At 63.8% G+C, this 21,540-nt stretch carries 20 protein-coding genes; 7 read left to right on the top strand and 13 right to left on the bottom strand.

What is annotated here, in order from left to right; all coding sequences use genetic code 11:
- Positions 1-20 precede the first annotated feature (20 nt).
- The 5 genes from QQ992_RS12375 to QQ992_RS12355 form a co-directional block, all read right to left on the bottom strand.
- Entirely contained in the window at positions 21-1,337 is a 1,317-nt protein-coding gene (locus tag QQ992_RS12375) for an MFS transporter (protein ID WP_286113600.1), read from the bottom strand.
- Between the two features lie 67 nt (positions 1,338-1,404).
- Positions 1,405-1,929 carry a gamma carbonic anhydrase family protein gene (locus QQ992_RS12370; protein WP_286113599.1) on the bottom strand — a complete coding sequence of 175 codons (525 nt, stop codon included), beginning with the start codon at positions 1,927-1,929 and terminating at the stop codon, positions 1,405-1,407.
- 12 nt (positions 1,930-1,941) lie between these two features.
- The gene (locus QQ992_RS12365) at positions 1,942-3,132 is read right to left on the bottom strand and encodes a CaiB/BaiF CoA transferase family protein (RefSeq protein WP_286113597.1); all 1,191 of its coding nucleotides are present in this window, start codon (positions 3,130-3,132) and stop codon (positions 1,942-1,944) included.
- Between the two features lie 24 nt (positions 3,133-3,156).
- Positions 3,157-4,086, bottom strand: coding sequence for a hydroxymethylglutaryl-CoA lyase (locus QQ992_RS12360; protein WP_286113595.1), 930 nt, complete (start codon positions 4,084-4,086; stop codon positions 3,157-3,159).
- A 98-nt stretch (positions 4,087-4,184) separates the two neighbouring features.
- Positions 4,185-5,096: a LysR family transcriptional regulator gene (locus QQ992_RS12355; protein ID WP_286113594.1), complete on the bottom strand. Its 912-nt coding sequence runs from the start codon at positions 5,094-5,096 to the stop codon at positions 4,185-4,187.
- Between the two features lie 269 nt (positions 5,097-5,365).
- Here QQ992_RS12355 and QQ992_RS12350 point away from each other — a divergent pair, with 269 nt between their 5' ends.
- From QQ992_RS12350 to QQ992_RS12325, 6 genes are all read left to right on the top strand, one after another.
- On the top strand, positions 5,366-6,694 hold the full coding sequence (locus QQ992_RS12350) for a hypothetical protein (protein ID WP_286113593.1): 1,329 nt from the start codon (positions 5,366-5,368) through the stop codon (positions 6,692-6,694).
- 32 nt (positions 6,695-6,726) lie between these two features.
- The gene (locus tag QQ992_RS12345) at positions 6,727-8,958 is read left to right on the top strand and encodes an Ig-like domain-containing protein (protein ID WP_286113592.1); all 2,232 of its coding nucleotides are present in this window, start codon (positions 6,727-6,729) and stop codon (positions 8,956-8,958) included.
- Positions 8,959-8,973: 15 nt separating this feature from the next.
- Positions 8,974-9,447, top strand: a complete 474-nt coding sequence (locus QQ992_RS12340) for a curlin (RefSeq protein ID WP_105947645.1) — start codon at positions 8,974-8,976, stop codon at positions 9,445-9,447.
- A 16-nt stretch (positions 9,448-9,463) separates the two neighbouring features.
- Entirely contained in the window at positions 9,464-10,909 is a 1,446-nt protein-coding gene (locus tag QQ992_RS12335; protein ID WP_286113591.1) for a curlin, read from the top strand.
- Positions 10,910-11,018: 109 nt separating this feature from the next.
- Complete coding sequence (alkB, locus tag QQ992_RS12330) at positions 11,019-11,666, top strand: DNA oxidative demethylase AlkB (protein WP_286113590.1); 648 nt, start codon at positions 11,019-11,021, stop codon at positions 11,664-11,666.
- A gap of 146 nt (positions 11,667-11,812) precedes the next feature.
- Positions 11,813-12,100 carry a hypothetical protein gene (locus tag QQ992_RS12325; protein ID WP_016714040.1) on the top strand — a complete coding sequence of 96 codons (288 nt, stop codon included), beginning with the start codon at positions 11,813-11,815 and terminating at the stop codon, positions 12,098-12,100.
- A 58-nt stretch (positions 12,101-12,158) separates the two neighbouring features.
- On the opposite strand, the gene QQ992_RS12320 is transcribed toward QQ992_RS12325, so the two are convergent.
- From QQ992_RS12320 to QQ992_RS12305, 4 genes are all read right to left on the bottom strand, one after another.
- Positions 12,159-12,419, bottom strand: coding sequence for a DUF1652 domain-containing protein (locus tag QQ992_RS12320; RefSeq protein WP_284356040.1), 261 nt, complete (start codon positions 12,417-12,419; stop codon positions 12,159-12,161).
- 232 nt (positions 12,420-12,651) lie between these two features.
- Positions 12,652-13,539, bottom strand: a complete 888-nt coding sequence (locus tag QQ992_RS12315) for a pirin family protein (RefSeq protein WP_286113589.1) — start codon at positions 13,537-13,539, stop codon at positions 12,652-12,654.
- Positions 13,540-13,635: 96 nt separating this feature from the next.
- Positions 13,636-14,508 (bottom strand): alpha/beta fold hydrolase, encoded by an 873-nt coding sequence (locus QQ992_RS12310; protein ID WP_286113588.1) that lies wholly within the window; start codon positions 14,506-14,508, stop codon positions 13,636-13,638.
- Positions 14,509-14,529: 21 nt separating this feature from the next.
- Positions 14,530-15,159, bottom strand: coding sequence for a LysE family translocator (locus QQ992_RS12305; RefSeq protein WP_286113587.1), 630 nt, complete (start codon positions 15,157-15,159; stop codon positions 14,530-14,532).
- 124 nt (positions 15,160-15,283) lie between these two features.
- Between QQ992_RS12305 and QQ992_RS12300 the strand changes: the two genes are divergently transcribed.
- A complete protein-coding gene (locus tag QQ992_RS12300) occupies positions 15,284-15,763 on the top strand; it encodes a GNAT family N-acetyltransferase (RefSeq protein ID WP_286113585.1) in 480 nt (159 codons plus the stop codon).
- A 45-nt stretch (positions 15,764-15,808) separates the two neighbouring features.
- Here the strand turns inward: QQ992_RS12300 and QQ992_RS12295 are convergent, their stop codons facing one another.
- From QQ992_RS12295 to QQ992_RS12280, 4 genes are all read right to left on the bottom strand, one after another.
- Positions 15,809-16,702, bottom strand: a complete 894-nt coding sequence (locus QQ992_RS12295; protein WP_350157533.1) for an aliphatic sulfonate ABC transporter substrate-binding protein — start codon at positions 16,700-16,702, stop codon at positions 15,809-15,811.
- A gap of 3 nt (positions 16,703-16,705) precedes the next feature.
- Positions 16,706-17,749 carry an L-glyceraldehyde 3-phosphate reductase gene (gene mgrA, locus QQ992_RS12290; RefSeq protein WP_286113584.1) on the bottom strand — a complete coding sequence of 348 codons (1,044 nt, stop codon included), beginning with the start codon at positions 17,747-17,749 and terminating at the stop codon, positions 16,706-16,708.
- A complete protein-coding gene (locus QQ992_RS12285; protein ID WP_286113582.1) occupies positions 17,746-19,080 on the bottom strand; it encodes an LLM class flavin-dependent oxidoreductase in 1,335 nt (444 codons plus the stop codon). The genes mgrA and QQ992_RS12285 overlap by 4 nt, the downstream gene beginning before the upstream one ends.
- 159 nt (positions 19,081-19,239) lie before the next feature.
- The gene (locus QQ992_RS12280) at positions 19,240-21,456 is read right to left on the bottom strand and encodes a TonB-dependent receptor (protein WP_286113580.1); all 2,217 of its coding nucleotides are present in this window, start codon (positions 21,454-21,456) and stop codon (positions 19,240-19,242) included.
- Positions 21,457-21,540 lie beyond the last annotated feature (84 nt).

Raw genomic sequence — 21,540 nt, 5'->3', positions numbered from 1 at the left:
GTTCGAAGACTCAGCGCCAATCAGCTTTTGGGGTTGCGCACATAGCGCATCACCACCAGGCAGGCGATCAGGATCAGCGGGGCGATCGACAGCATGCCCATGTAGGTGCTGCCGGTAAGGTCATTGATCTTGCCCACCATCACCGGTGCAACAATGCCGCTCAGTTGCCCCACCGAGTTGATCGCAGCGGTGCCTGTGGCGATCGCAAGCCCCGAGAAGGTCGACTGGGGAATGGTCCAGAAGATCGGGATGGCGATGAAGGTGCCTGCGGTGGCCAGCACCAGTGCGGCCATCATCGCCAGTGACGAGTCGGAAAACAGGCACGCCAGCAGATAGCCGATGGCCGCTGCAAGCAGGCAGTACACCAGGTAGCGCTTGCGTTCACCGGTACGGTCGGAGCGCCGGGTCAGTAGCACCATGCCGATACAGGCCACCGCATAGGGTAACGCCGACAACACACCGACCCAGAGCATGTCCTGCACGCCCGATGACTTGATCAGGTGTGGCATCCAGAAGTTAAGGCCATAGGACGCGGTTTTGATCACGTAGTAGATGAACGCCATGATCGCGACTTCACGGGTCAGCAGTACCCGCCAGATCGAGCCGAGGATGGGTTTTTCGGTGCGTTTGTCCTGGGCCAGGTTTTCCTTCAACACGTCTTTCTCTTCACGGCTCAACCATTTCGCCGCGTCGATGTCGCGGTCCAGCTTCCACAGCACCAGCAGGCCCAGCACCACGCACGGCAGGCCAGACATCAGGAACAGCCAGTGCCAACCGGCCAGGCCCAGCACGCCGTCCATCGTCCCCAGCAAAAAACCCGCTGCCGGGCCACCCACCGCGCCGGCCAGCGGCACGGCAAGGAACCACAAGCCATTCATCTTTGCCAGGTGTTTGCGGGGGAACCAGCACGCCAGGTAGAACAGGATCGCCGGGCCGAAGCCGGCCTCCATCACCCCGATCAGAAAACGCAGGAAGTACAGGGTGTACTGGGTATAGGCAAACACCAGTGCAGCCGTGGCCAGGCCCCACGACACCATGATCCGGCAGATCCAGGCCGGCGCACCGTAGCGTTTCAGGCCCAGGCTGCTGGGCACCTCGAACAGCACATAGCCGACGAAGAACATGCTTGCGGCCAGGCCATAGGCGGCATCGCTGAGGCCCAGTTCCTGCTGCATCTGGGCTTTGGCGAAACTGATGTTGATACGGTCGAAGTACGAGAACAGGAAGCAAATGATGGCCAGCGGCATGATGCGCCAGGCCACACGGCGGTAAAGCAGCAGTTCGTTGATGTGGCTGTCGGTGCGCTCACGCGCCAGTTCGCCGGTCATGGCAACCATGGTGGATCTCCATTCTTGTAATTATTGGAGAGCAGCAGCGCCTCGGCGGGCACCACTTGCAGGGTTTTCAGCGGATGCGGATCAGCTTTTCCTTGAAGGCCTGGCCTTTGCCGACGTACTCGGCGGCGTTGCGCTGCATGCTGGCCATGGCTTCGGCCGTCAGCTCACGCACCACCTTGGCAGGTGCCCCGAGGATCAGTGAGTTGTCGGGGAATACTTTGCCTTCGGTGACGATGGCGCCGGCACCGACCAGACAGTTTTTGCCGATGACCGCGCCATTGAGCACTACCGCCTGGATGCCAATCAGCGCCCCATCACCAATGGTGCAGCCATGCAGCATGGCCTGGTGGCCGATGGTGACGCCCTGCCCCACGGTCAGCGCAAAGCCCGGGTCGGCATGCAGCACCGCGCCTTCCTGTACATTGCTGTGCTGGCCAATCCGGATCGGTTCGTTGTCTCCGCGCAGCACGGCCTGTGGCCATATGCTGACACCTTGTTCGAGGGTAACGTCCCCGATCACGCTGGCATCCTCGGCAACGAAGGTTTCCGGGTGCAGGCTGGGCGCAAGGGTGTCGTATTGATAGATCGCCATCTCAAGCCCTCCTCACGCCGCGTCGTCGGTTTTCAGCACACCCGCCGCGCACAGCTCGGCAATGTGTGCATCGCTATAGCCCAGGTCGCGCATCACCTGCCGGGTATGCTCGCCAATCCGCGCAATCGCTCGGCGCGGCTGCAGGCGCTGGCCGTCCAGCGATAGCGGCAGCAACGGCATCGGCGTGTGGCTGCCGTCTTCCAGTTGCAAGTCGGCCATGCCGCCACTCTGTTGCAGGTGCGGGTCATCGAACAATTCTTCCGGGCGGCGGATGGGGGCGAAGGGAATGCCGTTGGCTTCCAGCTGAAGCGCCAGTTGCCCGGCGTCCAGTGGCGCAAACACTTCGGCCAGATGCGCCAGCAACCGTGGCCGTTGCAACACGCGGTCGTTGTTGCTGGCCAGTGCCGGGTCATCGAGCAAGGCCGTCTGCTCCAGTACCTGGCACAGCGCATGCCACTGCCCTTCACCGGTGGCGGCGACAAACATCTGCTCGCCACCGGCGAAGGTGAACACGTCATAGATGGCCCAGGCGCTGATGCGGTTGGGCATCGGCGCCGCTGCCTCGCCAGTGACCACGTACTGCTGCATGTGCTGGGCGGCCAGCAGCACGCAGTTCTCGTACAGGGCGCTTTGCACTTCGCGGCCACTGCCGGTGGTGTGGCGCTCGTTGAGCGCGGCCAGCACGCCGATGGCACCGAACATGCCGCCCATGATGTCGTTCACCGAGCTGCCCGCGCGCAGCGGGCGGCCTACCGGCCCGGTCATGTAGGCCAGGCCGGCCATCATCTGCACCACCTCGTCCAGCGCCAGGCGGTTGTCATAAGGCCCGCTGAGGAAGCCCTTGTGCGAGGCGTAGATCAGCCGAGGGTTACGCTGGCGAAGCGCGGCGTAGTCCAGGCCCAGCTTGCGCATGCGCCCGGGCTTGAAGTTCTCGATGAACACGTCGGCGGTGTCGATCAGTTGCAGCACGGCCTCACGGCCCTCAGGCGTTTCGACGTCGATGGCGATGCATTGCTTGTTGCGGTTAAACGTGCGGAAAAAACCCGCCCCTGCGCCCAGCAGCCGGCGCGTGCCGTCGCCACGCACCGGTTCGATCTTGATCACTTCGGCGCCAAGGTCACCGAGGATCATGCCGCAGGTAGGGCCCATGACCATGTGCGAAATCTCGACGACACGAATGCCGTCCAAGGGAAGTCTGGACATCGTGGTGTTCCTCGTTTGGACGGGTCAGGCGTGGTGGCCGGCGTTGACGAAATTAAGCGGTAATCCGGCGCGAGCAATGCAGCCGTAAAGTGGCTCGCCCGGCAGCGCTTCGCTCAGTATCCGGCGTGATTCGATCAGTGCAGACAGGTCGATACCCGTGTCGTAGCCCATGCTCTGCAGCATGAACACCAGGTCTTCGGTGACGGTGTTACCAGACGCGCCAGGGGCAAACGGGCAGCCCCCCAGGCCAGCCAGCGAGGCGTCCAGCTCGCGGATGCCCTGTTGCACCGCAACCAGGCTGTTGGCCAGGGCCAGGCCACGGGTGTCATGGAAATGCGCGGCCTTTAGACGGTCACCGGCAAGCGCACGCACAGCCTGCAGCACCGTCGCCACCTGGCCCGGGTTGGCGTAGCCCGTGGTGTCGCCCAACGAGACCAGGTCACAACCGGCTTCGATCACGTGGTGGGTCAGTGCGCAGAGGTCGGCCAGCGGCACTTCACCCTGGCGGGTGCAGCCGAAGGCCACTGACATGCCCGCCATGACCTGCACCTCATGCAGGCCCATTTCGGTACGCAGTTGGCACATGCGCCCCAGTTCTTCGACCATTTCCATGGGTGTGCGCCGCACGTTGGCCAGGCTGTGCGCCATGCTGACCGATACCGGGGCGACGATGCGGTGGGCGCCAGACTCAAATGCGTCCCGGGCACCACGCAGGTTCGGGGCCAGCACGGTGACGTGCAAGCCCGGGTATGTGAGGGCATGGGCCACCACTTCGCGGGCATCGGCCATTTGTGGCAGCAAGCGCGCCGGCACAAACGAGGCGACTTCCATGTGGCGCACGCCAGCGGCGTAGGCGGCGTCGATCCAGTGGCGCTTGGCGGCCGTCGGCATGATTGTCTGCAGGCTCTGCAAGCCATCGCGCATGCCGACTTCGTTGATTGTTATTGTTGTCATCACGGTCTCTCTGTCTGAAGCGTTGCGCCAGACTAAGAGCTGCATGGCAAGCAGAAAAGACGTGTTTCACGGGCTGATCCATCGTCAGCCACGATGGATCAGCCTGCCACTTGCCAGGCCGGTGCGCGCAGCAACAGGTGGTCGAGCAGGCGCCGCGCAGACAGCGACAGCGTGTGCCTGTCGCGCATGCAGATGACGAATTCGCCCAGCGCCCAGTCGTCGGTCAGCGGAATCACCCTTAGGTCGAACAGCGCGGCATAGCGGGCGACGGCCTCCTGCGGGAACACCGCCAGGCCCAGGCCGAACTGAACCAGGCGATACGCAGCGTCGAACGAGGACACATACGATCGAAAGCGCAGCTCCCGGCCGGCCTGCTCTGCACTGTTGCGCATGAAGCTGTTCAAGGTGGCAAACGCCGACAGGCCCAGGTGTTCGTAGGCCAGCGTCTCTTCGAAAGCAACCTGGCTGCGCCCGGCCAAGGGGTGTTCGGCGTCCACCACCACCGCCAGGTGGTCCTGTCGGTAAGGCACGAACTCCAGGTCCCCCACCGCCATGGACTTGCGGCAAATCCCCAGGTCCGCATTGCCCTCCGCCACACCGCGCACAACGTCGGGGCTGAAGCGCTCTTCGATGTCAGCCTGGATCAGCGGGTTTTCCAGCATGAACGCCGAGAGCTCTTCGGGCAGAAACTCCATGATCGACGATACGTTCGCCAGCACCCGCACATGGCCACGCGCACCTTCGGCGTACTCGCTCAACTCGCTGTCCAGGCGTTCCATGGCGCGGGTCATCTCCCGGGCATGGCGCAGCAGGGCCAGCCCTGCCGGGGTGGGCTCTACCCCGCGTTTGCTGCGTTTGAGCAAGGCAGTGCCAAAGCGCGCTTCGATGTCCGAAATGCGTTTGCTGACGGCGGACGGCGCCATGAAAGCACGCTCGCCGGCGCGGGCGATGGTGCCTTCTTCGCAGACGACGATGAACAGGTTCAGGGACAAGTGATCGAGGGGCTGCATTGCATCGCTCGGCGTGGGGAGGTGGAAGGCCGATGCACTGTAGCAAAGTTGGGACTGCACCCGCCTGTCGGGTCGCAAAGGCCTCCCCCCAATCCCCAATCCTGGGGGAAGGCTGCCCACCGTCAACAGCTTGTGAAATGCCCCGTTTAAAAACTGGATCCCTTGTGCCGCAAGGCCTGCAAGGCACTTTCCCGCTTTTGGCACAGCTCTTGCCGATCTCCTCCCAGACGCCCCAAGTCCATGGGCCCGTTTGCAGGAGGAATAGACTCATGCACCGACCGATACCCCACCCGCTGGCTGTGGCGATTTTCGCCGGCATGCTCCAGCTCCCGGCGCAGGCTGCCCTGAACGCTGTCGATCCAGGCGCCTACGTCCCCGCCAACGGCGGCTTCCCTGCCTGGTACCAGGACAGTCACGGTCGTACCCTCGACCTGTGCCTGACCAAGGCGGTCAGCTCCAGGGTTGCCGGCGCGCCCGGCGCACCGGCGTACATGTGTACGCTGCTGCCCACGCCGGGCGTGTTCGACGACACGCAACCTATTGTCTTCCCCACCAACTTCCCTGACGAAGCGTTCTGGTTCACTGCAGACGCCGCCATCGTCGACGCCGCCCGCGGCATCGACCTCAGCTACGGTACCGCGATCGAAGCGGCATTCGCCGCCGAAGAGCCGGTCGAGGGTGACCAGGTCAGCTTCGCCCGGGTGCGCATCCGGGTCGATGTACCTACCGCTGGCACCTACGTGGTCACCCACCCCTACGGCGTCGAAGTGTTCGACGTGCCCGCCGCCGGGCGCCGGGCGATCAACATGACCCGCGACATCGGCATTGCCGGCGCAGGCGACTTCACCGGCGCGCTCAAGGGCGATGTCGGGCCGTTCCTGCGCAGTGTCAACGGCCCCTACACCGAAGGCAGCGAGCGCTTCATCGGTGACCCGAACCTGGATGAACGGGTAACCGGCAGCCCATTCAACACCAACTTCGTACGCATCGAAGGCCCCGGTGGCATCGACCTGCGTACCGAGCTGTTCTCGATATCCGGCAAGCTCTCGACCGTCGCCCTGCCAACCCCGCTGATGCCACAACGCAGTACCTATTCGCGGCACACCGAAAACGGCAACCTGCGCGCCCAGCAAGACATCTTCGTGATGGCGCCACCACCACCGGCCCACGTCACCCTGACCAGCCAGACACCCAGCCTGAACCTCACCGAGGCCAACGGCACTGGCGCCTGGTACGCCCAATCCGCCCTCAACCCGGCGGCCGGCACTATCGTGACGCTGACTGCCGACAACAGCGTGGCAATCCCGACCAGCAGCCTGACCACCCGCAACGTGCCGTTGACCGACCTGGTCACCATCACCCAAGCCCAGTATCGCCTGTCCACCGGCGAGCTGACCCTGGTGGCCAGCACCAGCGACGAAACCACCCCGCCAGTGCTGACCGCACACACCGGCAACGGCACGTTGATCGGCAACCTTGGCGGCACCGGCGCCGTGAAAACGTTGAGCATGACCCTCTCGCCCATCCCGCCGGCCAAGGTGCAGGTCACCAGTGCCAATGGCGGTAGCGACACCGAAGACGTGGTGCTGGTGCCATGAACAGACAAAGGCTCAGCCTTCAAGGAGGCCGCATGAACACTTGGTCGCGCCGTGCGCTGTTCGCCGCCGGTTTTTCCCTTACCGTTACCAGCGCCGCATTTGCTGCGCTGTCTGCAGTCGACCCGGGGCCCTACACCTTCGCCACGGGCGGCTACCCCATGTGGTACAAGGACAGCCTCAACCAGTCGCTGGAGCTGTGCCAGTCACGCGCCACCAGCACCCGGGTACCCGGCACCCCCGCCGCGCCGTCCTACATGTGCACGCTGCTGCCAGAGCCCGGCATCTACGACGATGCATTGCCGCTGGTATTCCCCGACAACTGGCCGCCAGAGATGTTCTGGTTCCTGGCCGAGGCCACCATCCCGGCAGTCGGCAACAGCGGCTATGAGCTGGATGCCTACGTCGCCGGCCTGGAAGCGGCCTTTGCCGCCGAGAACCCGGTAGACGGCGACCAGCAGAGCTTCGCCCGTATTCGTATCCGCGTCTCGGTGCCGCGCGCCGGTACCTACACCATTACCCACCCCTATGGGGTGGAAACGGTCAACGTCACCACGCCAGGCCGGCGGGCGATCAACATCACCCGCGACATCGGCATCGGCGCACCGGGCAACTTCACCGGGGCACTCAACGGCGCACTCGGGCCATGGCTGCGCGGAGTTGGTGGGCCTTACACCGAGGTCAACCCGGACACCGGCGCCACGGAAACCTTTATCGGCGACCCGAATCGCCCGGAAGCCGTGGTCGGCAGCCCGTTCAACACCAACTTCATCCGCATCGACGGCCCGCCCGGGCGCATCGAGACCGCGCTGTTCACCGTTTCGGGCAAGGTGCTGGACCAACGCGCGCAAACGCCGGTCACGCTGGAGCGAGCCACCTACTCGCGCAACGGGGGCGGCACCCGTGTAGAAGTGTTCGCCAAGGCCCCGAGAGAGGCCAGCCTGTGCATGCGCAATGGCCTGGCCTTGATCGGCACGCCCCCTTCGCCTTGCCAGTTCAACCTGACGGCGGACAACAACGGCCTGTTCTTCAGCCAGCAGCTTAGCCAGGCCGTACCGCCTGCGGTGGTGGTGGTTACCGCCAGCAACAGTGCTGGTGGCACCCAGCCGACCGCGCTGTCGAGCAAGCTGACCGATGTGGTCAAGGTCAGCACTGCACGCTATGACTGGGCCAACAAACGCCTGCTGATCGAGGCCAGGTCCAGTGACGAGGTCGTCATCCCCGACATGCTCGCCCAAGGCTACGGCCGCATGTCGAAAGCAGGCACGCTGCAAAGCATCACGGTCAACGACGTGGCGCAACCGCCGGCCACCGTTACGGTCAAGTCTGCCCACGGGGGCAGCGATGTAGAACCGGTGATCGTGGTCGGCAACGCACCGGTTGAAGCGGCCAACCAGCCGCCGCTGGCCCAGGCCGATATCGGTAGCACCAGTGTCGGTGTGCCCATCACCCTCAACCTGCTGCAAAACGACAGCGACCCGGACGGCAACGTGCCGCTGACCATCAGCGACCTCACCCAACCAGGCACCGGCCTTGGCGGCGTGGTGCTCAACGGTACCACCTCGGTCACCTACACCCCGCCAGCCGGGGCTACCCAACCACTGGTGGCCACCTTCAGCTACCGGGCGGTGGACGCCAAGGGCCTGAAGTCGGAACCGGCCACGGTCACCATCAACGTTGCACCCAACCGGGCACCCACCGCCAACCCGGAAACCGTCGCCACCCTGGGCGTGCCTTTGACCATCAACGTGCTGGCCAACGACACCGATCCGGAAGGCAACGTGCCGTTGGCTGTTGCGGCCGTCACCCAACCGGCGGCAGGCCGAGGCACCGTCAGCACCGACGGCACCACGGTGACCTACACCCCACCGGCCACGGTAACCGCAGCCTTCACCACCACCTTCACCTACCAGGCACGTGACTCGCTGGGGGCGCTGTCCACCCCGGGTACGGTCACCGTCAACGTGTCGCCGCGGCCAGCCGCCGAAACCTTCACGGTCACGGCAGCCACCGTCACGGCACGCTCCAACAACCGTTACAACTGGGATATCAGCGGTACCTCATCGGTTACCACGGGCAACGTTGTCACCGTCCGGGTCACCACCACCACCGGGGTGCAGACGCTGGGTACCGCCACAGTGCCGGTTAACGGCCGCTGGCGCCTGGCAGTGAGCAACAGCACCACGATAATCCCGACCGCCGCACCGACGGCAACCATCACCACCAGCCCGGGTACTACCCGCACCGTCAACGTGGTTGTGCAGTAAAGGCGGGGAAACGCCATGAAACGCCTGTATCCACTGCTGCTCAGCCTGGCCCTCGTGGGCCAGGCCAGCTGGGCCGACGACCTGATGGACAATGCCGACCTTGCGCCCGGCAACGACCTCGGTGACCCGGTGATCATCCGCCTGCTACCGGTCGGTGCCGGTCAGGCTGCGGTGATCGAGCAGCAAGGGTCGGGCAACCGCGCCGCCCTCGACCAGAACGGCCAGGCCCTGCTGGGCCGCATCGTCCAGGCCGGCGGTGCGCAGGAAGCGTACATCTTGCAGGAAGGCAGTGACCTGATGGCCAGCATCAGCCAACAGGGAAATGGCAACAGCGCATCGATCCGCCAGAGCGGCAGCAGCAACAGCGCAGCCATCGAGCAGATCGGCAACGACAACAGCGCCAGCATCGTGCAGTCCGGCTCGGGCCTCAACAGCTCCGTGACCCAGACCGGCAATGGCCAGCATGTTCAGATCACCCAATACCGATAGACCTGGAGGCACCACCATGTACAAGCTCGCTCCGTTAAGTGCCGCTATCGTCCTGGCCCTCGCTGGTCAGGCCATGGCTGCTGACAGCACCTCGTCCCAGACCCAGGACGGCAAGGAAAACATCGCCGAAGTCAGCCAGACCCAGGCGTCCTTCGCTTCGGCCACCCAGAACCAGACCGGCAAGGGCCACAATCACCTGGCCGTGCAAACCGAAAGCACCAGTGATATCCAGCAGAGTGCCACCGGCCAGTACAACGCCGGCTATGCCGAGCAGTTGTTCGAAAATGGCAGCCAGATCAAACAGCAAGCCGCAGGCAGCTACAACGATGCTTTCGCCAGCCAGTCGGTAGGGCTGAACAACGAATCGCTGCAAACCCAGCAAGGTGTCGGTAACAAATCCACCGTGTGGCAGGACACTCAGGAAGGCAGCAAAGCCACCACCTGGCAATCCGGCCAGCGCAACGAGGCCTTCATCGAACAGACCTTCGGTGGCAGCAACAACCGCAGTACCGCCAACCAGACCGGCCAGGACAACTACGCCGCCGCCGAGCACCTGAACCATGTCGACGGCGACATCCAGGTCTACCAGGATGGCCACGACAACTGGGCTTATGGCGACCAGCGCGAAGGCACCGGTGGCACCATTGGCATTGGCCAGTACGGTGGCGGCAACTCGGTTGAAGTGTGGCAGGACACCCAGATTGGCAGCCAGGCCTCCGTGGTCCAGACCGGCCAGTCCAACGAAGGCTATATCGACCAGAGCTTTGGCATGAACAACAAGGTCAGCCTGTCGCAGCAAGGCAACGCCAACGCCAGTTGGTCGGACCAGTTCGAGACCAACAACTCGACCACCACCATCACCCAGACAGGCAACAACAACCTGCATTTCACCTATCAGAATGGTGAAAACCTCAACCTGACCATCAATACCAAAGGCAATGGCAACAGCATCACGGCCAGCAACTGGAAAGGCGCCAAGATGGGCGGCCAGTTCGGCACCAATCAGAACGCCACCATCAACCAGAACGGTAACGGCAACGGCGTCAACCTGACCCAGAACGGGTCTGACCAACTGGCCACGCTGACCCAGACGGGTAAAGGCAACCAGATGCAGACCAAGCAGGCCGACAGCAACAACGAGCTGTATTTCGAGCAGAACGGTACGGACAACATCCTGATCGCCGACCAGCGCGGTACCGACAACTACGCCTACGGCAACAGCCAGGGGACTGGCAACACCATCACGCTGGACCAGTCCGGGTACAGCAACCAGAGCTACACCAACCAGCTGTACGGTAGCGGCAACGAAGCCACCATCAAGCAGACTGACAGCATCAACGTCGCCTACGTGACCCAGGGAGGCCAGGGCAACAAGGCGTACGTCGACCAGAGCGGTATCGCCCAAACCGCCACCATCACCCAGCTGGGCAGCGCGAACCTGGCCACCGTGACCCAGAAGTAAACGACTCCCCCCTTGAACCGCGGTGCTCCTCTCCCTGGTGCCGCGGTTCCTTTTTCTCGATTGCACATGCCGGGATACAATGCCGTAACCCTTGAACATGTGCAGTGCCATGATCCAGTCCGACCTCGACCTGTTCGGCCCTCAGCCACAACGCCTGGCCAGCCATACCGTGCTGCTGCCCGGCTTCGCGCTGGGCGAAATCGAACCCCTGCTGGACGCTTTGCGCCCGGTACTGCGTGCCGCGCCGTTCCGGCACATGCGCACACCGGGAGGCCTGCACATGGCCGTGGCCTTGACCAATTGCGGCACGCTGGGTTGGGTGAGTGATGAACACGGCTATCGCTACAGCGCCACCGACCCGCTCAGCGGCAAGCCCTGGCCCGCCTTGCCCCCGGTGATACTGAGCCTGGCCGCCCGCGCTGCGGCAATGGCCGGTTTCGAGGGTTTTGTCCCCGACGCCTGCCTGGTCAACCATTATCTGCCCGGCACCCGCCTGAGCCTGCACCAGGACCGTAACGAGCAGGACTTCGGCCAGCCGATCGTGTCGGTGTCGCTGGGGTTACCGGCCGTGTTCCTGCTTGGGGGCCTGCAGCGCGCCGACAAGACCCAGCGCGTACCACTGAGCCATGGCGATGTGTTGATCTGGGGCGGCGAAGACCGCTTGCGCTTTCACGGGGTGCAGCCCATCAAGCCCGGTGTGCACCCGCGCATGGGCGAGCGGCGGATCAACCTCACCTTGCGCAAGGCCGGTGGCTGACACAAACACGATGAACGTGCATGAAACACGTTGAACATCTTGGTCTGGCAAGCTTCAAACGATAAGCCGCGTTCTCACACCCAGGAGCCTGCCATGCCGTACCTACCTTGCCCGATGCCCCCACACGACTCATCAGCCGCACGCTCATGAAAATGCCCGGTCGTGCACCCAATGCCTCGCTGCAACTCGATTACGTGCGCGACACCCTGTTTGGCCCGGTGGCGCAAAGCGTGGAGTGCCAGTGCCAACTCGCCGCCCTCAACCTGCAGGGCCGGCCAGCGTTGCGTTTGCACATTTGTCCGCCACTGCCCGACAAGGTCGACCGGGCCCACAGCGTGGCGTTCGTTTGGGACGGGCGCAGTTACCACGGTGTCGTACGTGACCAAGGCAAGTGCGGGGATGGTGGTCTGAACCTGTTGCTGGAGCTGCAATAAGTCGGATAACGCAAATACACCCGGCCAGCTCAAGCCGGCCGGGTATACATCGGCTCACTCAGGCAATGGCCTTGAGTGGCACCGGGTGGCTGTCACGCAGCGCGTGCAGCTGCCCCACCAGGTGGACCAGGTCACGGCAGCTGTTGAGGCTTTGCAGCGGGACCCCGCTCAGGGTCACGCCCTCGTCGAGACGCTGACCCTGACCCAGGCGGATGGTCAGGTTGGTGCCATCCAGGCAGCTGACTTCACAGCGATCAGGCAAGCAGGCCTGCTCGATCAACTGCCGCATCTCTAGCATCGAAACTCCAATCAACGACATGGTACGACCCTCTCTGTGGGATGGCCTGTTGTGTGGAATTACGCCTTTGTGAGGCGGAGCGCCAATTGATATTGCGCATGCCCGGGCAGGCGTCCATGCGCCGGGGCAATGATGATGCGGGGAATCCTTTAGCACCTTAGTGGAAGATTGCCAGCAGGGGCCGCGTGTTCGGTCGCAATCGCACACTTGGCGACGAGTGGTCTTGGCAGCGTTCAGTACGGCTGGCTACCGCTCAGTGCGCCGCACCTCCACGTTCATCCTGCATCTGCCCAAACCGCCCGGCATGGAAGTCGTCGAACGACTCGGCAATTTCCGCCTGGCTGTTCATCACGAACGGGCCATAACCGACGATCGGCTCATCGATAGGCTCGCCACTGAGCAGCAGCACGCTGGCACCTTCCAGCGCTTCGACCGTTACATCCTCGCCACCTCGGTCCAGCAGCACCAGGCTTGATGGCCCGGCTTCGCGCTCACCGTTGACCTGCACGTTACCGCGCAACACCACCAGCGCCGCGTTGCGCCCGGCAGCCACTGGCAATTGCAGGGCCACGCCGGCGTTCAGCCGCAGGTCCCATACATCCATGCGGGTAAACGTCCGCGCAGGGCCGGCATGCCCACGGTAGCTACCGGCAATTACCCGCAAGCTACCGCCCTCGCCGTCCAGCGGGACTTCAGGGATGTCCTGCGCCAGCAACGTCTGATAACCGGCCGCTGCACGTTTGTCTCGCGCTGGCAGGTTGACCCACAGCTGCACCATCTCCAGCGTACCGCCACTGCGGGCAAAGCCCGGGGAATGGAACTCTTCATGGATGATGCCGTTGGCTGCGGTCATCCACTGCACGTCGCCAGGGCCGATCAGGCCGCCAGCGCCCGTGGAGTCACGGTGCTCCAGTTCTCCCTGGTAGACGATGGTGACCGTCTCGAAGCCGCGGTGCGGGTGCTGACCAACGCCGCGCCGTGCGTTGGTGGGGGTGAAGTCATGGGGCCCGGCGTAGTCCAGCAGCAGGAACGGGCTGATTCGGCTGGCCAGGTTGTCGTAGGTGAACAGGCTGCGCACCGGGAAGCCGTCACCCACCCAATGGGCGTGCGGGCTGCGGTGGATACCCAGAATCTGTTTCATGAGAAGGCTCCTCTCTTGGCTGAGTTAACCTTATCAATGACGACAATCTGGCGGTAGCCAGCTGAATTGGCATGCATCGTTCCATAAATGGAACAGTTAGCCCTGCAAGAAGGCGAGCACCTGCTGAGCCGCCGCAGCCGGGTCTTCCTGCATGAAACAATGCCCACCCGCAACTTGCTGTGCAGTCACGCTGCGGTTGAGCGCCGCCAGACGGTTCACTGAGTGCGGCACGAAGGGATAAGTGTGCTCGCCATACAACACCCGCGTCGGTGTGCTGATTGCGGCCAGGTTTGCCCACATGCGCCTGGGGAATGAACTGAAAATTTCCACTTCCCGGCTGGGCCGGCACTTGAGTACCACGGCATCACCGCAATCGCCGATGGCATGTTCGACATAGGCCTGCAGCGCCGCATCGGCCCAGCCCTTGAAAATGCCCCGCCCTTTCAGCGAGGCCAGGGCTGCCTCGCGATCGGGCCAGTGGCTGCGGCGGCTGGCAGCCTTGCGCGCCAGGGCATGGCGTTGGTGCAGGCCAACCAGAGCAGCCGCCCCCATCACACCGATCATGCGTCGGCTGAACAGTACCGGGTCAAGCAGCACCGCACGGGTAAACAGTTGCGGCTCACTGGCCAGGATCAGCCCGGTGAGCACGCCACCAAAACTGTGGCCCACGGCAAACCGGGGAACATCGCCATATTCGCCACGCCCGGCCTGAAAAGCTTCCACTGCCAGCTCGGCTGTACGGTTCCACCCCCGAAACACCCCGCCGTGATCGCTGTCGCCATGCCCCTGAACGTCGCAAAGCCACAGGTCAAAATGCTCGCCAAGGCCCATCAGTAATGGCTGGTAGGCCAGGCAACAGAAACCGTTGCCGTGCAAGAAATGCAGCAGCGGCTTGCCACTGGCCGGGGTTCGCCAGCCACGCAGGGTGAAACCTTCGGCGCATTCGTGGGACCAGGGAATCAACTGCATCGGTTTGCTGTACTCGCGGGGCTAGGAAAACGCTGATTCTACAAACAGCAGCGGGTACAGTGAAATCACCAGCAACAAGGCCATCAGGACATTGAACAGCATCAGCCAGCGGGGGTTCTGCAACAGATTGCGCAAGGCGCTGCCAAACATCACCCACACGCCGACGCTGGGCAGGTTGACCAAGGCGAACAAGGCCGCGATCACAATCACGTTCGTCACATAGCCTTGCGCGGGTGTGTAGGTGGTGATCGCCCCCACTGCCATTACCCAGGCCTTGGGGTTGACCCACTGGAACGCCGCCGCCCCCCAGAAACCCAGCGGTTTTCGGGTGCTGGACGAGGCCGTGCCGACCGGCCCGGAGGTGGCGATCTTCCAGGCGAGGTAAAGCAGGTAGGCCGCGCCGGTATAGCGCAACACGGTGTAAAGCGGCGGCCAGGCCTTGAACACTTCACCCAGGCCCAGGCCGACAGCCAGCACCATCACCATGAAGCCGACGCTTATGCCCAGGGCGTGAGGGATTGAGCGGCGCACACCAAAATTCACCCCCGAGGCCAGCAACATGGTGTTGTTGGGGCCAGGGGTGATGGAAGACACGAAGGCAAACAGCACGAAGGCGGTCAGCAGATCGGCAGAGGCAAGCATGGCGGGCATTCCACTTTCGTTATAGGTGCTGTCACACTAGCGGAGTCGCCCTTCCCTGCGACCTGTACAGTTGCATTAAATTTTGTGAATACACATCACTGTACTGCAAACCCGGATCAAGGAAGCCGTCACCATGAGCCTCACCATTCGCCCTGCCGTTCGTTCCGATGCCGGGCAGATCCTCGCCTTTATCACCGAGCTGGCCGAATACGAACGCGCCCGCCACGAGGTGGTCGCCACCCTTGCCGACATCGAGCACAGCCTGTTTGGCGAGGGCAGCACGGTGCACAGCCTGATGTGCGAACGCGATGGCCGGGCAGTCGGCTTTGCCGTGTACTTCTACAGCTATTCGACCTGGCTCGGGCGCAACGGCATTTACCTGGAAGACCTTTACGTGACGCCTGAGCAGCGAGGCGACGGTGCCGGGCGGCAACTGCTGCGGCACATTGCCCGCGAAGCGGTGGCAAACAACTGTGGCCGCCTGGAATGGAGCGTGCTGGACTGGAACGAGCCGGCGATCGGCTTCTATGAGAAGCTCGGTGCCGAGGCGCAGGACGAGTGGGTGCGCTACCGGCTGGATGGCGAGAAGCTGACGGCGTTTGCCCAAGGGTGAACGGACTGGGGGCTGCTTTGCAGCCCCCAGTGTCTCGCAGGTATCTCATTCCCGCCGCCACACCGCTCCGGCAATATCGACCCGTTTTGGCAGGATCTTGTTGTCAAAAAACAACGCCGCCGTGCGCTGCTGCGCCGCCACGATTTCAGCAGTCACCGGCGATATCGGTGACGCTGGCCGGTGGCTGAAACTGCGCTGCACCACCGCCTCCGGCAAGCCCATGAACTGCGCCAGCAAGCGGATGCTTCCAGCCTCATCGCTGCGGGTCAGCGCCTCGGCCCGGCTGATTTCATCGAGCAGCTGGCCGACAAAGGCGCCATGGGCTTCGACATAGGTCCGTGAGCCCAGCATGAACGGCCCGATCAGCCCCAACCCTTGGCCGTCGGCCAACAGCCGCGCCTTACCCTCCAGGTCGATGGCCGAGTAGAACGGGTCCCAGATCGCCCAGGCATCCACACTGCCCCGCTCGAACGCCGCCCGGGCATCGGCGGGCGCCAGGTACACCGGCTGAACATCGCGAATTCCGAGCCCCGCCTTGGCCAAGGCACGCAGCAGCAGGTTGTGCGCGCTGGACCCCTTCTGCAGGGCAATGCGCTTGCCCTTGAGCTCGCCCACTGCGCGGATCGGGCTGTCTTTCGGCACCAGGATCACCTCGGCCTGGGGCTTGGCCGGCTCGGCACCGATGTACAACAGGTCGGCACCGGCAGCCTGGGCGAGGCTGCCGATGTTCAACGCCTCCAGCATCTGAGGGCCGGCCGGGAACTCGATCCACTCAACGCGGGTATTGGCAAATCGCTGCTCCAGCAGACGATGCTGCTTGGCCAGCACCAGGCTGATCGAGCCCTTCTGGTAGCCAATACGCAAGGTAGCCGGGTCTGCAGCCTGGGCCGCTCCGGCCAGGGCCACCCACAACAGCATGGCAAGGCGTAGCACGCGCATCGGTCACTCCTTCCAGTCGGTCGAGGGTTTTTCCCACAGGTTGATCCCGCCTTCCACGGCGTACTGGTCGATGGCAGCCAACTCTTCGGCGGTGAACACCAGGTTGTCGAGCGCTGCAACGTTCTCGATGATCTGCTCGGGCCGGCTGGCGCCGATCAAGGCAGAGGTCACCCTTGGGTCACGCAGTGTCCAGGCCAGGGCCAGTTGGGCCAGGCTCTGGCCACGCTGGCGGGCGATGTCGTTCAGGGCGCGTGCACGGGCGATGTTGGCTTCCGACAAGTGCTGGGGAAGCAAAGAACCACCACCCGCGCGGTTCACCCGGGCGTCAGCCGGAATGCCATTCAGGTATTTGTCGCTGAGCAGGCCCTGCGCCAGCGCTGTGAATACGATCACCCCGGCACCCAAGGCATCCGTGGTATCGAGCAGGTCGCGCTCGATCCAGCGGTTGAACAGGTTGTACGACGGCTGGTGGATCAGCAGCGGCACCTTCAGCTCATCGAGCAATGCCGCAATTTCTGCGGTTTTGCCGGCGGAATAGGACGAGATGCCGATGTACAGTGCCTTGCCCTGGCGCACGATGTCGGCCAGCGCGATGGCCGTTTCTTCCAGCGGCGTGTCGGCATCGAAGCGGTGCGAATAGAAGATGTCGACGTAATCCAGCCCCAGCCTTGCCAGGCTCTGGTCCAGGCTGGAAATCAGGTATTTGCGCGAGCTGCCGCCCTGCCCATATGGCCCCGGCCACATGTCCCAGCCGGCCTTGCTGGAAATGATCAGCTCGTCGCGGTAGCTGCGCAGGTCTTCACGCAGCAGCCGGCCAAAGTTGGTCTCGGCGCTGCCATAGGGCGGGCCATAGTTGTTGGCCAGGTCGAAATGGTTGATGCCGGCATCGAAGGCGGTGTGCAACAAGGCACGCTGCGTGGTGATAGGCGTGGCATCGCCAAAGTTGTGCCACAAGCCCAGGGACAGGGCCGGCAGCACCAGGCCGCTGCGGCCTACACGTCGGTATGGCATGCGCGCATAGCGCTCGGGGTTGGCGGTGTAGCTCATGGTTGGCCTCGTTCGGCAAAGTAAGGGTTGGCTGGGCGCTGCAAGCCCAGGTGTTCGCGCAGGGTGTGGCCCTGGTACTGGCGGCGGAACAGCCCACGCTGCTGCAACTCGGGCACTACATGGCGGGCGAAGTCTTCCAGGCCCAGGGGCAGGTGCGGCACGAGCACGTTGAAGCCATCGGCGGCGCTGCCTTCGAACCAGGCTTGCAACTCATCGGCAATCTGCACCGGGGTACCGACCAGGCTGTAGTGCCCTCGCCCACCGGCAATACGCCGCCCCAGTTGGGCCAGGGTCAATTGCTCGTTGCCGGCCAGTTCTGTGAGCAACTGCTGGCGGCTGCGCTGGCCGTCTTCGGTCGGCGGCAACTCGGGCAGCGGGCCATCCAGCGGGTAGCCGGAAAGGTCGAAGTTGCCGAGCATGCGCCCAAGCAGGCCAACCCCGACACGCGGGTCGACCAGCGCCTGGAACTGTTCGTACTTGTCCTCGGCCTGCGCTTGGCTTTGCCCCACTACCACGAATACGCCGGGCATGATCTTCAGCGATTGCTCATCCCGCCCATGGCGGGCCAGGCGGCCCTTGAGGTCGGCGTAAAAGGCCTGTGCGCGTGCCAGGCTGGGCTGGGCGGTGAACACCACTTCGGCGCTTTGGGCCGCCAGCTCGCGGCCGGTTTCGGACGAACCGGCCTGCACCAGCACCGGCCGCCCCTGTGGCGAGCGGGCGACATTGAGCGGGCCTTTGACACGAAAGTGTTCGCCGACATGGTCGATGGCCCGCACGGCTTGCGGGTCGTGGAACAGGCCACTGGCCTTGTCACGCACGAACGCGTCATCGGCCCAACTGTCCCACAGGCCTTGCACCACTTGCTGGATTTCCCGGGCACGGGCATAGCGTTCGGCATGCGGGATATGCGCCTGGCGGCCGAAGTTGCCGGCTTCGGCGGCAGCGTCGGAGGTGACCATGTTCCAGCCGGCACGGCCTGCGGACAGGTGGTCCAGGGAGGCGAACTTGCGTGCCACGTGATACGGCTCGTTGTAGCTGGTGGTGGCAGTGGCGATCAGGCCGATGCGATCGGTAACAGCACTGAGTGCCGACAGCAGCGTCAGTGGCTCGAAGTACACCGAACGGGCGCTGTGGCTGGCGAGTGCGTCACTGGGCGCAGCCACGCTGTCGGCGACGAACAAGGCATCGAAGCACGCGGCTTCGGCGATTTGCGCGGTGCGTTTGTAGGTGGCGAAGTCCAGCGGGTCGGCGGGTACGTCCGGGTGGCGCCAGGCGGCCACATGGTGACCGGTGGCCATGAGGAAGGCACCCAGGTTCATTTGGCGGGGCATTGAGTTCTCCTGAAAACCAGGTCGCTTTTTGTAGGAGCGGCCTTGTGTCGCGATCGGGCCGCAAAGCGGCCCCGGCAATTTAGGTGCAAACGCTGAAATCTGGGGCCGCTGTGCGGCCCTTCGCGACACAAGGCCGCTCCTACAGGGATCATGCGAGGCTTAGAAGTCCTTGCGCAGCTGCACGCCGAAGTAGCGCCCGTCATCCCGCGGTACCGAGCGGTAGATGTAGTCACCGCCACTGGCCAGCATCTGCGCATATGACTTGTCGCCCAGGTTCTTGCCCAGCAGCGCCACGCGCCAGCCGTCGTTGTAGTCGGCCAGGGCGATGCTGGCGTTCCAGATGCCGTAGGCGCCCTGCACGGTGTCCGGGTTCTGGTCGAGGCTGAACTGCACCGCGTCCTGCCAGCTGTAATCGCTGCTCAGTTCCACATCCAGGCCGTTGTCCAGCGGGATCACGTAATCGGCACGCAGGTAGGTCTTCCAGTCCGGCGTGAACGGCAAGCGGCCGCCATCGATGTTGCAACTGGCCGCCGCACCCGCCGGGCAGTTGAAGTGATCGACGCGGGCCTTGGTGTACGCCACGGCGGTCGACAGTTTCAGGCGCGAGGTGGCCTGGAAGCTGGCATCCAGCTCCACCCCCTGGGTCTTGACCTTGCCCGCGTTGACCAGGCGGGTCACCACCTGGTTGGCCACGGTGTCGTAGAAGTTGGCCTGATAGTTGTCGTAGTCGGTGTGGAATATGGCCAGGTTGGCGGTCAGGCGATTGTCCAGCGCCGTGCTTTTCAAACCGATTTCATAGGCATCGGAGGTCTCGGGTTTGAGCGCCTCGGTGTCGCGCGGCTGCATGTTGAAGAACACGTTGTAGGCCGGGCCTTTGTAGCCGCGCGAATAGGTGACGTAACCGGTCAGGTTGTCGTTGAAGTCGTATTGCAGGCCGGTCCGCCCGCTCCAGCCGTCCTCGTCCACCGACCCCGAGCTGGCGGTAGAGGGCTGAATGCCGGTTACAGCAGTGGCCGAGGTGGAGCCGCGGCGGTGGTCGTACTCGAGGTCGTCGTGGGTCCAGCGCAGGCCAAAAATGGCACGCAAGTCGTCAGTGAAATTGAACGTGTTCTCGCCGAACAGCGCGACACTGTCGTTGGTGGTGGAATAGTCGGCACGGCCACTATTGGCCACACCGCCGTTGACCGACAGGCGTTGGTAGGTCTCTTTGGACGTACCATGCATGTAGAAAGCACCCAGCACATATTCGTTGAACTGCCCTTTGGGCGAGGTCAGGCGAAACTCCTGGCTGTACTGGTCATAGTCCACCGTGCCTTTGTCGTGGGACGCGGTCAGTGGCAGCAAGGCGCGGCGGTCGCCGTCCTGGTACTGGGTGTTGTCCCAGCCGCGCCAGGCGCTGATCGACGTCAGGGTGTAGTCGCCCAGCTGCCAGTCCAGTTGCGCCGACAGCCCCTGGTTCTCGTCCTCGACGTGGGTCTTGAAATCGCTGTTGATGTCGCGGTTGTGGGCGCTTGGCGTCACCGGACGCAACTGGTTGGCGAAGGCGGCGCTGGCGCTGGTGATCACACCGCTGGGCAGGGTGTCTTCGCCTTTCATGTAGTCGGCGATCAGGGTCAGGCGCAGGTCTTCGTTGGGCTCGAACTCCAGCTTGCCGCGGGCGCCTTTGCGCGCGTAGCCATTGACGTCGTGGCCATTGGCAACGTTTTCGACATTGCCGTCATAGTCGCCCCACAGGGTGCTTAACGACCCCTTGAACTGCTCGCTCAGGCGCCCGCCAATACCGAAACGCAGGCGGTTCTCATCGCCACCACCAAAGTGCGAATAGTCCACATAACCCTGGGTCTGTTCAGGGATGGCCTTGCTGACCACGTTCAGCACGCCGGCCGAGGCGTTTTTGCCGAACAGTGTGCCCTGCGGCCCGCGCAGCACCTCGATACGTTCCAGGTCGAGCAGGTCGAGGGTCGACTGGCCCGGGCGGCCGAATACCACGCCATCGACCACCGTGGCCACGGTGGGCTCGACGCCCGGCGAGGTGGAAATGGTGCCCACGCCACGGATGAACAGCGAGGTATCCTTGTTCGAGGCCCCGGCGCGGTAATTGAGCGTAGGCACCTGCTGGACGATGCTGGCCACGTTGTTGCGGTTGTCTCGCTCCAGCTGCTCGCCATCGATCACCGACACTGCCACCGGCACTTCCTGCAATGTGGCTTCGCGGCGTGTGGCTGTCACGGTAACCGCACCCAGTGCAGTGGCCTGCGCAGCCCCCGTTTCAGCAGGCTCGGCTGCTTGGGCCCCCTGCCCGAAAGCGGCCAGCAGGATGGCTGCGGCCAGCGGCCGGCGTTGCGTAGCGGGAAAAGGTGTACGGTTTTTCTGCATGGTGCTCACTGCCTCGGGAAACCAGACCAGGCCCTCATTGACGGGGCCGACACGAAGTTGCTGTGGTTGTCTGGTCTCGCTCGT

The organism is Pseudomonas kurunegalensis, assembly GCF_030291635.1.
GTDB lineage: Bacteria > Pseudomonadota > Gammaproteobacteria > Pseudomonadales > Pseudomonadaceae > Aquipseudomonas > Aquipseudomonas monteilii.
Note: the sequence above shows the minus strand (reverse complement) of the source record. Positions and strands in the feature narration are given on the sequence as shown.